Genomic DNA, 14,303 nt, shown 5'->3' with positions numbered 1-14,303 from the left:
CAAATGCCCTTGTTTTACGATGTTTCTTTGTGTCTCTGTTAAATCAGAAAAGCTGACGCTAGTAATGCCGGACATTGCCATCGGATAAAAAGAGGGGCGATGACCAAGGTCGATCATTTTTGTTTTATCCATCAATTTTTGTTCTGCTTCATCCATCTCATATTCGGCAGCGAAAAAACGAGCAATGGCGATACGGCGAAGAAATGAGGGTTCTCGTTTTCCATTTTCCCATAGCGACAAGGTCGTCTGCGTAATATCGCTAAATTCTTTATGGGCGTTGGCTAATTGTGCGATAAAATCAAGCTGCGATAATTTATGCGCTTTTCGTATTTGGCTTAATTTGCGACCAAACCCTTCTTTTTTAAACATCAATGATCATTCTTTAGTGTTGCTGGCTTGCGCTACCATACCACGGCTAAAGATTGACTAGGTATAAGTGATTAAATAGGATGGAGTCTATATGGTTGCAATTCGTACCTATTACGGTATTAGAAGTTGTGTGATCCTTGAAGTTAATTGCTAATATTTAGCGTTTTAATGTTTTGGAAGAGGCGATCAGACTTCTATTTTGTTTTATTTTATATATAATACATATTACGAAATGTCCTTGTAGCTCAGCTGGAAGAGCAAGCGCCTCCTAAGCGCTAGGTCGGAAGTTCGAATCTTCTCTGGGACACCATTTTTATCCGCATAGCATTAATACATATAGCACTTATATACATAAGACTTAAATAAATAGTACCCATACGCACAAATGCACGTATGGGTCGATATTGCGGCAGTTCTTCATCGTCATCATCAGCGATTACAACTTAGTTATTTATTTTAACGGTCATATCTTAACGAGCACATCTTCCATTGCTAAGCGTGATTTAGGTGGCGCAATGTTATAATCATTTTCTGCATCACGGTAACCAATTGCTAGTGCTACATCAGTAACGTAACCATCTAACTCTACAGCAAATTCTTTGCTTACTAATTCCGTATCAATGCCTTCCATCGGTGTAGAATCAATATTCAGACGAGCCAGCGTATGCATGGTATTACCAAGCGCTAGGTAAGTCTGTGCTTTAGTCCAAGCTGATGTATCGCCATCTTCACCTGTGTTTAATTCAACAAACGCAAATGCCCCGAAGGCACTTTCTTTATCTTCTGGCTTTGTGCGTTTATCAGCAATACCTTTATCTATCACTGCTTCATAGTCTGCACGGGTATACGCTGGGTTATGGGCAAAAATGATAATGTGTGATGCACTCATAATATGCGGTTGGTTAAATTGAAATTTATTGGCAAAGGTATTGTGCATACGTTGCTTTGCTGCATCGCTTTCGATAACAATAAACTTCCACGGTTGTGAGTTTATTGATGATGCAGACAAGCGCATGGCTTCCATGATCACTGCAAGTTCGTCTTGCGGTATTCTTTTTGAAGCATCGAATTTTTTGGTAGTGTAACGATTACTGAGATCTTGGATAATTTGATGTGTCATAGCCGAACCTTAATGATAAATTTTTATTAGTAATATCGATAATAGTGAATATTAATGAATTTTTATTTGTTATGCGATTTTCGTTATTTCATTTAATGTGAAACTCGCGACAGCCCCTTCGGTTGCTTGCACATACATTTTTAAATGTGGGCTATTGAGGTGTTGTTGTAATAACTCATTACTCACCCAATTTTCAACGAAAGTAAATAACGCCGGGTTATTATTGTCTTGATGCAAGTCGTACTGGATGCAACCTTCTTCAAGTCGTGTCGGCTCAATCAATTTTAATAGCTCTGTTTTTACGAATTCAATTTTATCTGCTTTCGCTTCGATGTTTGCAACAATCGTGAGAGTGCTTGTCATATTCTCGTTACCTTTCATTGGCCGTTCACTTAGTGAGTGAGGACATTATCCCTGATTATTGCTATTCTAAAAAGATGGTAATATAACTTACAGTTTCAAAAAATATTTGATAATGAATATTCAAGATCTCACACTTTTTGTGCGAACAGCGCAAACATGCAATATCACCGCAGCTGCATTGCAGTTGGATATGAGCCCCGCTGCTGCGAGCGCGGCGTTAAAACGTCTAGAAAAACAACTCGGCGTGCAACTCTTTATTCGCTCGACACGTAAGTTACGTATTACTGCTGAAGGTGAACGCTATTTAGTGCATTGTACTGAGGCGTTAGCGGCATTAGAGAAAGGTAAAGCCTCATTAAATGAAATGCAGGGTAAAATAGCCGGTGAAATTCGTTTATCTACGTCATCTGACTTAGGGCGAAATATAGTATTACCTTGGCTTGATGAAATGATGGATGCCTATCCCGAGTTATCTATACAGTTAAATGTCGGCGACAGTTTGGCTGATTTTTTTCATGATAAGGTTGATATGGCCTTGCGATATGGTGAACCGGAAGATTCTTCGTTGGTGGCGTTTCTTATTGCGAAAATCGATCGGGTGGTTTGTGCATCGCCGCAGTATTTGGCTCAATATGGTGAACCGCAACACCCGAATGAACTATCACAGCATAATTGCTTGCTCTATCGCTTTGGCGAGCGCGTTTATGATACTTGGCCATTTTCTGATCATGCAGGAAAATATAATGTGAAAGTGTCGGGTAATCGCTTAAGCAATGATGCCGATGTGGTTCATCGCTGGGTTGTGGCAGGGAAGGGCATTACCATGAAATCACGATTAGATATGGCGGCGGATTTACGTGCGGGTTATGTTGTAGAGTTACTCCATAATTTTAATTCGCCAGCCATTAGTTTATGGTTAATTTGTCCTAACCGTACCCAAGTTACTCCCGCTATGTTGATGTTACGGGATCTGTTACGCAGTAAATGTGAAGCTGAATTAAGTTAGCGTTCTGTTCTGCTTGAAGTTGTTAGTACCTCTTAATTGCAAGGTATGCTAAAGTGATTTCATCTATATTTTGTTAATCAAGCTGTATAACAAGGACTTTTATGACTATTGGTATTGGTGGTTCAACTGCGGAATTAGAATTAGCTAAACTGGCAGATATGACGGCAGACGTTAAAGCGATCTCGTTACAAGAATTTAATGATCGCATTGAAAGCGCACAAGCAATCATGCAGCGTGAAGGCATTAAAGCGATATATCTCAATGCGGGCACAAACCTGTATTATTTCACGGGTATGCGTTGGGGCGTTGGTGAGCGTATGGTCGGTGCTATTTTACCTGCGCAAGGCGAATTACAGTTTATCGCCCCACGTTTTGAACAAGATACTATTAACGAATTTATGCTGGTACAAGGTCCACTACATTGTTGGCATGAACATGAAAGTCCGGCACAATTATTTGGTGAGATCCTCGCTAAACTTGATATTACCGATGGCACTGTTGGTATTGATGAAGCGACAGCCTTTTTTATGTTTAACAATATTCGCCATGCCCATCCGCAGTTTGAGTATGTCGATGCCAAGGTGGTGACTGCCGGTTGTCGTCAGCAAAAATCAGACGCTGAAATTGCATTATTACAACGTGCAAAAGACATGACGTTAGAAGTGCATAAAGCCGCTGCCCGTATTTTACGTTTAGATATTTGCACGACGGAAGTGGAAGAGTTTATTCACCAAGCGCATAAGGTGGTTGGTGCACCAAAAGGTTCTTATTTCTGCATCGTATTATTTGGCAAAGCAAGCTCGTTCCCGCATGGTGTTAAAGATCCACAATTCTTGAAACAAGATGATGTGGTATTGATTGATACTGGTTGTCAGTTACACGGTTATAACTCTGACATTACCCGTACTTATGTATTTGGTGACGCAAGTGATGAAGTACGCGCTGCTTGGTTAAGTGAAAAGAATGCCCAGCAAGCCGCGTTTGATGCAGCACAGATTAACGTGCCTTGTCAGGATGTTGATGCTGCCGCTCGAGTCTCACTGGAAGCCGATGGTTTTGGACCTGGTTATGACTTACCAGGACTACCGCACCGTACCGGTCACGGTATTGGTTTAGATATTCATGAATGGCCATATTTAGTGGGCAACGATACTACGCCTCTTGCGAAAGGCATGTGTTTCAGTAATGAACCTATGTTAGTGATCCCGGGTAAGTTTGGTATTCGTTTAGAAGATCATTTTTACATGACTGATGCAGGACCTGAATGGTTTACGCAACCATCACATTCGATTGATGACCCATTTGGTTATGAAGCCTAGTCAATATAAATTGACGACTTATAAATAAAAAATCCCGCTAGATGAATCTAGTGGGATTTTTTCATATTTGGCATTGTGTAATAACTCTTTTATCACGTTATTAACGGTTTTATCCAGAGATTAGCTACTTGCTGTTAGCAACGTGTGTTGCAATCACATCCATTAGTGTTGGCGATAGGCAATCATAAGATTCAAGACCTAACGCATTCAAACGTGATCTGATTGCTGTCATGTCTTTTGGATCGGTACCTGTTTCAATAATCGATGAAACAAACGCGGCAAATTCAGGTGCAGACCAACCTTTATCGGCTGACAGTTCTGTGTGAACAAAGTCTAAACCAAAGAATGGATGTGTTTTATCTTCAATGCGGCCATACATGTGTACACCACAGTCATTACAAGCAAAACGTTGGATTGTTGCTGTGTCATCAACCACTTTTAGTTTTGAAGCATGGCTTGTTACAGTTAATTTATCTTTTGAAACAACAGCTACTTGTGAGAAAAGTGCGCCTTTGGGTTTCCAACATTTTGAGCAACCACAAGCATGGTTATGTGCAGTTTGGCTGTCGATCTTTACGATCACTGCATCACGACTACAGTGGCACTGTAATGTACCGCCATTAAAGTTATTCGCTGTTTGGGCAATACCTTTATCCATTGCTGGATGGATCTTAATCTTGTTTGTTGGGCAAAATGCATTTTTATAAGTAGTTACAATTTTATTTATCATGTTCAATTCCAATTAGTTTGCTGCAGGTGCGAAAGATGAATCTGCGTTTCTGTGTGCGGTATAGATAGCTTCGCCATCACTTTCTGCATCAAAAATCACGATTGTATAGGGTGAGAACAGCAGTACATCACCAACTTCTGCAACGTATTTATTGTTGTCTGTATCACGAACGACGATTTTGCCTTTGGTGATCACTTTGTATTCAACTGAATCATAAGCGTATTCAAATTCAACGCCAGGTTCCATTGTAAAGTGGCCAATGGTTAATGCGTTGCTATTGTTGGTTACGGCCACTTCAGCCATTTGGCTTTTTAGGCCTTCTACTTCCAATAATTTACTCAGGTCATTTAATTTAAATGAACCAGATTTGAAAAGAAAAATACCGGGTTGAGTTGTTAATGTAGACATTGACGATCCTTTATTTAATCAAATCACATGTGTGTTGATTATTTAGTTTTGAATGTATTTCTGTTGCGATGGCGGGCATTCTACATTTCGGAAGGAACAAAACAATATACTGAAACGGTAAAAGATTATTACCTATAGGTAATAATCTATATTTAAATTGTTGTTTAATTTTTCATTGTTGATTTATACTATTTCTTTTTGAGCGTTGTTGTCGTTTGAATTGAAGGTTATTATGGTTGAATTTAGAGGGGGTTTTGATGGCTACTTGGATATACCAAGTGCCATCATTTCAACCGTTTTTGTAGGGATTATGCGTAGGTTTCATTGAGTTTAAAGCGGGATAACATGGATTTGAGTAATTCAGCTTGTTGGGATAGTTGTTCGGCTGCGGCTGCACTTTCTTGTGCTGTACTGTTGTTTTGTTTGGTAACGCCGTCGACTTCGCTAACGCCTTTGTTAATTTCTTCTGCACCGATTGCTTGTTCGTTACTCGCTAGTGCGATTTGCTCAACAAGTACGTTGGTTTGACTGACACTTTCAAAAATACTTTTTAAACTTTCAGCTGTTTCGGTGGCAATCAAGCTACCATTTTTGGTTTTCTCGACAGAACTTGCGATCAGTTTTGAGGTTTCTTCGGCAGCAGTTGTACTTCTGGCGGCTAATTGGCGGACTTCATCTGCGACCACGGCGAAACCTCGGCCTTGCTCACCAGCACGAGCGGCTTCGATAGCGGCATTCAAGGCGAGCAAATTGGTTTGATCGGCAATGTCATCAATCGTATTGATGAAATCTGCGATACTTTCACTGGCCAGCGATATTTCAGCCATTGCAGCAATCATTGTTTCCATTTTTTGGATACCCTGTTCTGCCGAGCTTTGGGCAAGCGTCGCTAATTCTTGTGCTTGATTTGCGCTTTGTGCATTTTCGCCGATTTGAGTACTCAATTGGTTTAATGATGCGGAGATGTTCTCTAGACTTACAGCCTGAGCTGATGCTCCTTCAGATAACGCAGCACTGGTTTCTGAGACGTGGTAACTGCCCTGTGATATCTCAATACTGGTTAATTTGGTTTGGCCTAATACTTCATTTAAGTTAGTGGTCATTTCTTGTAATGCTAAGCCTACCGAATCTTTATCTGAGGCTAAGATGACTTTATTATCGAGCTCGCCAGCTGCGATTGTTTGTGCGAGTTCCGCTTTCTCCTTCAGGTTAGCGATCATGTTTTTCATTTCAGCGAAAATACCACGGTCATTACCATCACTTTTTAATTCTATGCTTAAGTCACCTTTCGCGACTGTCTTGGCTATTTCAGCAATGTATGCCGGTTCACCACCAAGTAAATTCATAATATGACGGGTTAGCCAGACCGCAATGACAATACCAGAGATAATAGCGAGTATTGTGCCTAAAATAGTGGTGTTAATAACGGCAGATTCAGTTTCTTCTAACTCGACCATTCTGGCATTCATTAAGCTTGTTTCTCGTTGCTTAAAGGTTTTTATTTGTTCGCGGAATTTATCAAAATACACTTTACCTTTAGCTTCACCAACAAGGTCTGCCATATCATTCATGGTTTTCGCATCACCAATGCTACGGCGTAGGGCTATTTGTTTTTCAACGACGGCACTTATCCAATTATCAATTGTTGCTTTACTTGAGCCTAGCAACATTACTTGCGCTGGATTGTCGGATACTGTGTTTGATAGTTGACTAATTAAGCTAGAAAACTGTTCTTTACCGTTGATATAAGGGGTTAAAAACTCGTCTTTCCCAGCAAGTAGAAAGCCGCGCATACCGGTTTCCATATCAACCGCTGCTGCTATGATTGCCTGCGCAGTCGCGATGACTCGGTAAGTGTGCTCAACCCGATTACTCAGTTCTCTTAGTTCTTCAATATTGTTACTGTTTTGTGCATATTCTTTACGTTCTGTCATTAATTTTCGTTCGCGTTCAATAAAGGTCGCTAATTGAGCTCTAAATTTATCGAAATATTTTTTCCCTTGTGCCTGACCAATTAAATCGGCCATATCGTCCATGTTTTGGGCGTTACCGATTTCTGTTCTTAAGGCGATGACGGGCTCTGTGACATTCTTCTGCCATTCGTAGATAGTGCTCTTAATGTCTTTTATTAATGCCACTTGTGCCGGATTATCAGACACAGTTTCAGAAAGACTGCCGGTTAAAGTATTAAATGTCTGTTCACCATTTTTGTAAGGTGTTAAGAAATCAGCTTTACCTGCGAGTAGATAACCGCGCATACCGGTTTCCATATCAACGGCTGCGGCTTCAATACTTGACGCTTTAGCCAACACTTTATGCGTGTGGTCTACCCAGCCAAAGTTACTGACGAGTGATTTAACACTGAATAGTACAACCAGAGTGACGGCCAGCATTAAGGATAGAATAAGTCCATAACTTGAATATAATTTGGTAGTAAACTTCATATTTTTAAACATAACAGTCTCCGCGGTAACATCCTGTAATTACTCTCATCCACATGAATTGTTGATTGAAAGTTTGTATTGGTATGAAGTCTAGTTACATAAGGTAAGGTTTTGATTATAATTTTGTATAAGTGCTGTTTTCACTGTATATCTGTGAGCTGTGGTTGATAAATGAAATTAAAGATTATTGACCATCTAGTTATTGCGTGCTTTGTTTAGTGGTTTTATATTTTATTTAGTGGCTGGTTGTTTTTTAGAGCGTTATTTGGTGAGGGAAAACAACAAAGGAAGCATTTCTGCTTCCTTCATATTGACGAATAATGGCATGTGAGTATGGTTATTCGTGAATGTAATTTTCGGTAATACTAAACCGCATGATTAAGCGAAGTGCGTCTCTAACTCTTCACTTCCACCGATGTGTTTACCACCGATAAAGATTTGTGGCACTGTGCTTTGACCGGTTACAGCACGTAGACTTACTGTTGTTGCGTCTTTACCGAGTACGACTTCTTCGTAGTTTAAACCCTGGTCGATTAAGGTTTGTTTTGCTTTTGCGCAGAACGGGCAGCCCGGTTTGGTAAATACGGTGATTGATTCTTGCACTTTATATTCTGGTGCCACATACCTAGCATAGTGTCAGCATCAGATACTTTGAACGGGTCGCCTGGCTCGTCAGCTTCGATGAACATTTTTGCTACCACACCGTTTTTAACCAGCATGCTGTAACGCCATGAACGCTTGCCAAAACCGATGTCGGACTTGTCTACTAACATGCCCATGCCTGCAGAGAACTCACCATTACCGTCTGGGATGAAGGTAATGTTCTCTGCTTCTTGGTCATCTTTCCATGCGTTCATTACAAATGTATCGTTAACTGATACACATAGAATGTCATCAACGCCGTGTGCAGAGAATACGCTAGCTAGTTCGTTGTAACGTGGTAAATGGCTTGATGAACAAGTCGGTGTGAATGCGCCTGGCAGGCTGAATACAATCACCGTTTTGTTAGCAAATAACTCTTCAGTAGTACGGTTAACCCATGCATCACCTTGGCGAATTGGGAATGTAACTTGTGGAACGCTTTGGCCTTCTTTCGATACTAATGTCGTCATAATATATTCCTTAATGTAGCTATTAATTAAGCTAACCTGTGTTTGATATAAAGTGGTTTGATATAAAGCTGTTGCTTTAAAATGTGTTCTATAACTTGTTTTTTTATAACAAAGTATTCGGTGAAGACGTTGTGTCTGTGTCGTCTTGATGTAGCTATTATGTCGAATTAGTGTGAATAGGTATAATCGATTAAATCTTAATGTTTGATAGGATTTGACTATGTTTATCTGTTTATCTGTTTATCTGTTTATCTGTTGATATTTGATATTTGAATTGTTTTGGCTAAGGATTAGATCTGTTTATTTAAGATCTAATCCATATTGCAGGGCGGAATAACTTAAATTGAAAGGGAATTAGTGCTGCATTTTGGTTGCTAGCGCGATACGGTTCCACATATTAATGGTGACAATCTGCATAATACATTGTGCTAATGTGTGCTCACCGAGTAATGCAAGGCAACGACTATAGGTTTCATCAGATACTCCCGTGGCAGAAATGAGTGTTACTTCTTCTGTTAAAGCAAGTACGGCACGTTCTGTATCAGTAAATAACGGCGACTCTTGCCATACTGATAATGCATAGAGGCGCTGTTCTGTTTCACCTTGCTTACGTGCTTGCTCGGTATGCATTTGCACGCAGTACGCACATTGGTTAGTGATCGATGCTTTGATCTTGATGAGTTCTTTTAACTTAGGCTCTAAATCTGTATCACTAAGATAAGACTCTAGGCCAAACATAGGTTGATAAGCAGCTGGTTCTAATTCATTTATATTGATTCTGTTGGTCATCTTTTATATCTCCATGTTGCACTGTAACAACAACTTCATCGTTGGTGTTGGTTAATGATGGCGTTATTGTATGGTGTTTCATTTATGACTAGAATAGACGTTAAAAGTGAAACAGTTTTGCGCCTGACGCAAAGCTATTCTTATCTAACCACATTGGAACCCGTGCCATGCTTAATTTAATTCGTGTCTTTATCAAGGTTGTTGAGTTAGGGAGCTTTTCGAAAACGGCAAGTGTACTGAATATGGCTCCGTCTTCTGTGGCGCGTAACATTGATAGTTTGGAAAGTGAGTTGGGGGTGACTTTATTTAAGCGCAGCACCCGGCAGTTATTATTAACTGAAGATGGTCAGCAGTTTTGTGAGCGGGCTGAGAAGTTGTTAGCTGACGCGGATGATCTGGTGTCGTCGATGCAGCAAGTAAACCAAGAGCCTGAAGGGGTATTGAAAATTTCGGCTTTTGAGAGTTTTGGTCGTCAATGTATTTCCCCTTTGTTACCAGAATTTTTAGCACGCTATCCTAAGGTGAAAATTGAGATTGAATTAGATAACCAAGTCATCGATTTGAATGGTGAAAATGTTGATCTGGGCATTCGAATTGGCAGACCAAGTGACTCTAATTTACGTGCGCGAATGTTATTTACTAACCACACGATCTTGTGTGCATCTCCCGAGTATCTTGCTAAATTTGGCATGCCAAAGGCGCCAGCTGATCTAAGTGAACATAATTGCCTGACGCTGGCAAATAGTCGTCAGCGTTGCTATTGGTATTTTAAGAAAAACAAGCAAATAACAAAGGTAGGAGTGCAAGGTAATTTAAGCTCTAAAGGCGGAAGTCCGTTATTAGAAGCGGCATTGCATGATGGTGGTATGTTGTTAATGTCAAAGTGGATGACGGTGGATTATATTGGAGATGGCAAGCTGGTGGAATGCCTGCCACAGTGGCAAGCATCTGCGTATGAAGGGGCGAGTGCTGAAGTCTATGCTGTTTATCATGGCAGTAAATATCAACGACCTGCACTAAGGGCATTTATTGATTTTTTGGTTGAGAAGTTATCGATGGAAAACAAGACCGTGTATTGAGTACGTGAATAAGTCCTCTAATATTGCTTGAAGCATGAATGTTAACTATTTTTAAGTGACGGTATTAAGTTTATGACGCTGTCATTGGTGAGTTATTTAAGTGGAGAGTTATTATGACGAAGGTATTTATTAGGCATAAAGTTGAAAATTACGGGTTATGGAAACAGGCTTTTGATGATTTTTTAGCTCAGCGTAAAGCCGGTGGTGAACTGTCTTATACCCTCGGGCACATTCCCAACGAAGCTAATGATCTTTGCCTTACATTCGAGTGGAACAGTGTCGACAATGCTAATGCATTTTTTGCTTCCGATGCATTAAAGGCGGCGATGCGGGAGGCGGGGGTTACGGAGCCGCCGCTGATAATTGTTTATGAAAATACCGCTGAAGGGCAGACTTATGTCTAATGTTGATTACCTACATAAAACGGTCTTGGTTTGACTATTTTTAGTCGGCCACAATGCATTTTCATCTATACTCTTTAATAGGTGTTTTGAATACATGACTGAATGAGAATTTCACTTTATGTATACCTGTTCAGGGGATATAGCGATGAGAATAAAAGAGGTGATAGTTCCCTTATTATTAGTTTTATTGTCAGGATGTTCGGAACAATCGGATGAGAAAACGGTTCACTTATTATACGGGGATTATCCCCCTTATTACGGAAATTCTTTAGCTAATAGTGGCCCCATATCTGAAATTATTGTCGAGGCCTACAAATTGATGGGGTATAAGGTTAAATTACAGTACATTCCCTCCTGGGCAGCCAGTTTCAAAATGTTAAGGCAAGGTCAATATGACGGACTTTATAGCGCGTGGTATAGAAAGGAACGTGAGCAGTGGTTTGCTTTTTCTGCTCCTATGCCACCGAATGAAATCGGATTTTTTAAGCACAAAAATGACAATATTTCATTTAAAACCCTCAGCGATTTAAAGCCCTATTCCGTGGGTGTCATTTTAGGTTATTCCAATGCACCTGAATTTGAAAAAGCGCAATTAAAAATAGAAGCAGTGCAAAACGATCAACAGAATATGAGTCGATTGATTATGCAACGCATTGACCTCGCCTATATTGACCGGGGCGTCGCCCAATACATTCTTGAGAATGAATATCCTGATTTCATGGAAAAAATAGAGTGGATCCCCCCAGCCATTGAAATCGCCAATCAGCATATAATCTTTTCAAGAAAAGCTGACCGTTTCCAACAAAAATTGAATGATTTTAATAAAGGCCTGCAAATGCTTACTGAACAAGGTAGGGTTAAAACAATTATGCAAAAACATGGTATTCAGAAGTATGACTTCACTTCATCACTCCAGTAAATTATTTCTGTATGATACGGGTGCGTCATACGGTATCACTTGTTTTAGGCAAACGAATATAAAATTGCGTATTTTGTCGTGCTGACGTGACCCAAATACGGCCGCCTAGCGTATTGAGTAACGCTCTGGATAGGGTTAATCCGATCCCGATATTGACGGTTGATTTTTTATTGCGGGTAAAATTGCGTTCAAACAAATGCGTACAGTCATCTGTTGGAATGGTCTTTCCGGCATTAGATACGGAGAGTTGGATATTGTCATTTTCTTCTGCAATGGCAATAATTATCTTACTGTTATCATCGGCATGGCGTACTGCATTGGATAACAGGTTAGCTATGATTCGGCGTAATAAGGCGCTATCAGTGTTTAGTTCGGCCTGTCCTTCGATAATGATATTAACGTTTTTTTCATCTGCCAGTAACTGAAAATAGTCCGCAAGTTTAGATGATAACTCGTATACATCGACCCGTTCATTATTGACTGCGAGTTGTTCACTTTCGGCTTTCGCCATGAGTAAAATATCGGTGACTGTTTTGGAAAGAAACTCTAACTCTTCGATATTAGATTCAAGGGTATCTTTGTATTCCAGTGAGCTTCTTTCACCTTGCAACATACATTGATTCCTCACTGTCATGGATGCCAATGGGGTTCTTAATTCATGCGCCAAGTTTGCCGCATAGAATGATAATTGATCGAACGAACCTTCCAGACGTTTGAGCATCAGGTTGAAGACCTGAATCGATGACTGCATTTCCTTGGGATATTCTTGCTGATCAAGTCGAGTGGCCAGGGTATTTATATCTATTTTACTGGTTTCCATACTAAATTTACGTAGTGGCGATAAACCATACCAAGCAACAAAAGCGCCTATGATGCTAAGAATAAAGAACATTAATCCCATGCTCAAGATCATATTTTTTGTTGAACTATTTAGAAATTCAGCATGATAACTGACATCCCTGATCACGATTAAACGAAAGTTTTCACCTCGACGATTTCGGGTGATGGTCGCAATACCTTTAAAGTAGGCTATCTCACTTTGCCAGTTAACGAGCTGTCCAGGGCGGCCTTCACGCAGTTTAGATGGTACTGTAAGGCCTTGATAAGATGATGGCATTAATTGGTTAGCGTTGTTGATAGCTAAAACATGGGTATCAGGATGATCGGTAAGGATGGTACTGAAATTTATATCCTGCTCTTGAGTATTGTCATCAATAGCTGCAATAACCATGTCACTCTTACTCAGAATGTATTGCTTATCCATATCATTGAAATGTTGGCTGCTGAACCACCAAAAAAAAGCAATTGCAGCACTGACGATAAGAAAGTAGCTCAAGGTAAAATGTAAGGTTAATTTGGTGGCAATAGAACCTCTCACGACCTTAGTTCCAACACATACCCCATGCCCCGCACGGTATGGATCAGTGGTGATGAGAAACCCTGATCGATTTTATTCCGTAAGCGTTTAATCGCAACTTCAATGATATTAGTATCACTGTCAAAATTGATATCCCATACATGGCTGGCTATTTGTGATTTGGATAATACTTGCCCCTGACGAGTCAGTAAAAACTCAAGTAAGGCGAATTCTTTAGCGGTAAGATCTATGCTGTCACCGTCTCTTTTTACTTTTCTTTTTAACCGATTAAACTCTAAATCGCCGATAGTGAGAATGGCGCTATGTGTTGAACCTTTGTCGCGTAACTGATTGTGGATCCGGGCCAATAACTCACAGAAAGAAAACGGTTTGCTCATGTAATCATCTGCACCAAGCTCCAGGCCTTGAACTCTATCTGCCACATCATCTCTTGCTGTGAGCATTATTACCGGTAAATATTTGGGTTTTAGGCGTAGGCGTTTTAGGATATCCCAGCCGTTCATCCCCGGTAACATCACATCCAATAACACCAGGTCGTAGTCCATTTCGGTTGTTTGATGCAAGCCATCAATACCGTTATCGACAAGATCTACGTTGAAACCACTTTCATCCAGCCCTTGTTTAAGGTATTTCCCTAACTTAACTTCATCTTCAATAATTAGAATTTTCATTGATTTCCCACGCGTTTGACAACCGTATTGTTGGACTGGTATAGAGACTTTACGACACTTGCTTAATTTATTCTCTTAAACTAATGGAGATTATAATGAGTTTATGACAGAAAACTGTCTTTAAGATTACAATTTTGTCATTTTCATCATTAAGTAGTGCACCAGCATATTGAAAAGTAAGATAATTTAAAG

At 40.1% G+C, this 14,303-nt stretch carries 14 protein-coding genes, 1 tRNA gene and 1 pseudogene; 6 read left to right on the top strand and 10 right to left on the bottom strand.

Annotated features, from left to right (window positions below; genetic code table 11):
• The coding region (locus PE36_RS13475) for a helix-turn-helix transcriptional regulator (RefSeq protein WP_006032595.1) at window positions 1-369 on the bottom strand (369 nt) is incomplete at its 3' end.
• A gap of 234 nt (window positions 370-603) precedes the next feature.
• Here PE36_RS13475 and PE36_RS13470 point away from each other — a divergent pair.
• A tRNA-Arg gene (locus tag PE36_RS13470) sits at window positions 604-679 on the top strand.
• Window positions 680-832: 153 nt separating this feature from the next.
• On the opposite strand, the gene PE36_RS13465 is transcribed toward PE36_RS13470, so the two are convergent.
• Together PE36_RS13465 and PE36_RS13460 are read right to left on the bottom strand one after the other, a co-directional pair.
• Complete coding sequence (locus tag PE36_RS13465; protein ID WP_006032594.1) at window positions 833-1,489, bottom strand: NAD(P)H-dependent oxidoreductase; 657 nt, start codon at window positions 1,487-1,489, stop codon at window positions 833-835.
• A 69-nt stretch (window positions 1,490-1,558) separates the two neighbouring features.
• Entirely contained in the window at window positions 1,559-1,852 is a 294-nt protein-coding gene (locus PE36_RS13460; protein WP_043994521.1) for a putative quinol monooxygenase, read from the bottom strand.
• A gap of 112 nt (window positions 1,853-1,964) precedes the next feature.
• Here PE36_RS13460 and PE36_RS13455 point away from each other — a divergent pair, with 112 nt between their 5' ends.
• Window positions 1,965-2,858 (top strand): LysR family transcriptional regulator, encoded by an 894-nt coding sequence (locus PE36_RS13455; protein ID WP_006032592.1) that lies wholly within the window; start codon window positions 1,965-1,967, stop codon window positions 2,856-2,858.
• A gap of 101 nt (window positions 2,859-2,959) precedes the next feature.
• Window positions 2,960-4,177, top strand: coding sequence for a Xaa-Pro peptidase family protein (locus tag PE36_RS13450; RefSeq protein ID WP_006032591.1), 1,218 nt, complete (start codon window positions 2,960-2,962; stop codon window positions 4,175-4,177).
• 124 nt (window positions 4,178-4,301) lie between these two features.
• Here PE36_RS13450 and gfa read toward each other — a convergent pair whose 3' ends face one another.
• The 5 genes and pseudogenes from gfa to PE36_RS13425 all read right to left on the bottom strand — a co-directional run bounded on the left by gfa (window position 4,302) and on the right by PE36_RS13425 (window position 9,660).
• Window positions 4,302-4,907 carry an S-(hydroxymethyl)glutathione synthase gene (gfa, locus tag PE36_RS13445; RefSeq protein WP_006032590.1) on the bottom strand — a complete coding sequence of 202 codons (606 nt, stop codon included), beginning with the start codon at window positions 4,905-4,907 and terminating at the stop codon, window positions 4,302-4,304.
• A gap of 12 nt (window positions 4,908-4,919) precedes the next feature.
• Window positions 4,920-5,315: a hypothetical protein gene (locus PE36_RS13440; RefSeq protein WP_006032589.1), complete on the bottom strand. Its 396-nt coding sequence runs from the start codon at window positions 5,313-5,315 to the stop codon at window positions 4,920-4,922.
• Between the two features lie 308 nt (window positions 5,316-5,623).
• Complete coding sequence (locus tag PE36_RS13435; protein ID WP_043994520.1) at window positions 5,624-7,771, bottom strand: CHASE3 domain-containing protein; 2,148 nt, start codon at window positions 7,769-7,771, stop codon at window positions 5,624-5,626.
• Between the two features lie 366 nt (window positions 7,772-8,137).
• Window positions 8,138-8,871: pseudogene (locus tag PE36_RS13430) on the bottom strand (glutathione peroxidase).
• A 354-nt stretch (window positions 8,872-9,225) separates the two neighbouring features.
• Complete coding sequence (locus tag PE36_RS13425) at window positions 9,226-9,660, bottom strand: carboxymuconolactone decarboxylase family protein (protein WP_006032585.1); 435 nt, start codon at window positions 9,658-9,660, stop codon at window positions 9,226-9,228.
• A gap of 167 nt (window positions 9,661-9,827) precedes the next feature.
• Here PE36_RS13425 and PE36_RS13420 point away from each other — a divergent pair, with 167 nt between their 5' ends.
• From PE36_RS13420 to PE36_RS13410, 3 genes are all read left to right on the top strand, one after another.
• Window positions 9,828-10,739 (top strand): LysR family transcriptional regulator, encoded by a 912-nt coding sequence (locus PE36_RS13420; RefSeq protein ID WP_006032584.1) that lies wholly within the window; start codon window positions 9,828-9,830, stop codon window positions 10,737-10,739.
• Window positions 10,740-10,852: 113 nt separating this feature from the next.
• Window positions 10,853-11,143, top strand: a complete 291-nt coding sequence (locus tag PE36_RS13415; RefSeq protein WP_006032583.1) for a hypothetical protein — start codon at window positions 10,853-10,855, stop codon at window positions 11,141-11,143.
• A 145-nt stretch (window positions 11,144-11,288) separates the two neighbouring features.
• On the top strand, window positions 11,289-12,062 hold the full coding sequence (locus PE36_RS13410; protein WP_157517791.1) for an ABC transporter substrate-binding protein: 774 nt from the start codon (window positions 11,289-11,291) through the stop codon (window positions 12,060-12,062).
• 25 nt (window positions 12,063-12,087) lie between these two features.
• Here PE36_RS13410 and PE36_RS23755 read toward each other — a convergent pair whose 3' ends face one another.
• Window positions 12,088-13,440 (bottom strand): heavy metal sensor histidine kinase, encoded by a 1,353-nt coding sequence (locus PE36_RS23755; RefSeq protein WP_006032581.1) that lies wholly within the window; start codon window positions 13,438-13,440, stop codon window positions 12,088-12,090.
• Complete coding sequence (locus PE36_RS13400) at window positions 13,437-14,111, bottom strand: heavy metal response regulator transcription factor (protein WP_006032580.1); 675 nt, start codon at window positions 14,109-14,111, stop codon at window positions 13,437-13,439. Before PE36_RS13400 ends, PE36_RS23755 begins: the two co-directional genes overlap by 4 nt.
• Window positions 14,112-14,303 lie beyond the last annotated feature (192 nt).

The sequence above is a fragment of the Moritella sp. PE36 genome (genome assembly GCF_000170855.1).
Taxonomy (GTDB): Bacteria; Pseudomonadota; Gammaproteobacteria; order Enterobacterales; family Moritellaceae; genus Moritella.
Note: the sequence above shows the minus strand (reverse complement) of the source record. Positions and strands in the feature narration are given on the sequence as shown.

Excerpts from the sequence above, each read along its gene's own strand:
- PE36_RS13465 (WP_006032594.1), bottom strand. The coding sequence starts at position 1,489 with ATGACACATCAAATTATCCAAGATCTCAGTAATCGTTACACTACCAAA.
- PE36_RS13460 (WP_043994521.1), bottom strand. The coding sequence starts at position 1,852 with ATGACAAGCACTCTCACGATTGTTGCAAACATCGAAGCGAAAGCAGAT.
- PE36_RS13455 (WP_006032592.1), top strand. The coding sequence starts at position 1,965 with ATGAATATTCAAGATCTCACACTTTTTGTGCGAACAGCGCAAACATGC.
- PE36_RS13450 (WP_006032591.1), top strand. The coding sequence starts at position 2,960 with ATGACTATTGGTATTGGTGGTTCAACTGCGGAATTAGAATTAGCTAAA.
- gfa (WP_006032590.1), bottom strand. The coding sequence starts at position 4,907 with ATGATAAATAAAATTGTAACTACTTATAAAAATGCATTTTGCCCAACA.
- PE36_RS13440 (WP_006032589.1), bottom strand. The coding sequence starts at position 5,315 with ATGTCTACATTAACAACTCAACCCGGTATTTTTCTTTTCAAATCTGGT.
- PE36_RS13435 (WP_043994520.1), bottom strand. The coding sequence starts at position 7,771 with ATGTTTAAAAATATGAAGTTTACTACCAAATTATATTCAAGTTATGGA.
- PE36_RS13425 (WP_006032585.1), bottom strand. The coding sequence starts at position 9,660 with ATGACCAACAGAATCAATATAAATGAATTAGAACCAGCTGCTTATCAA.
- PE36_RS13420 (WP_006032584.1), top strand. The coding sequence starts at position 9,828 with ATGCTTAATTTAATTCGTGTCTTTATCAAGGTTGTTGAGTTAGGGAGC.
- PE36_RS13415 (WP_006032583.1), top strand. The coding sequence starts at position 10,853 with ATGACGAAGGTATTTATTAGGCATAAAGTTGAAAATTACGGGTTATGG.
- PE36_RS13410 (WP_157517791.1), top strand. The coding sequence starts at position 11,289 with ATGAGAATAAAAGAGGTGATAGTTCCCTTATTATTAGTTTTATTGTCA.
- PE36_RS13400 (WP_006032580.1), bottom strand. The coding sequence starts at position 14,111 with ATGAAAATTCTAATTATTGAAGATGAAGTTAAGTTAGGGAAATACCTT.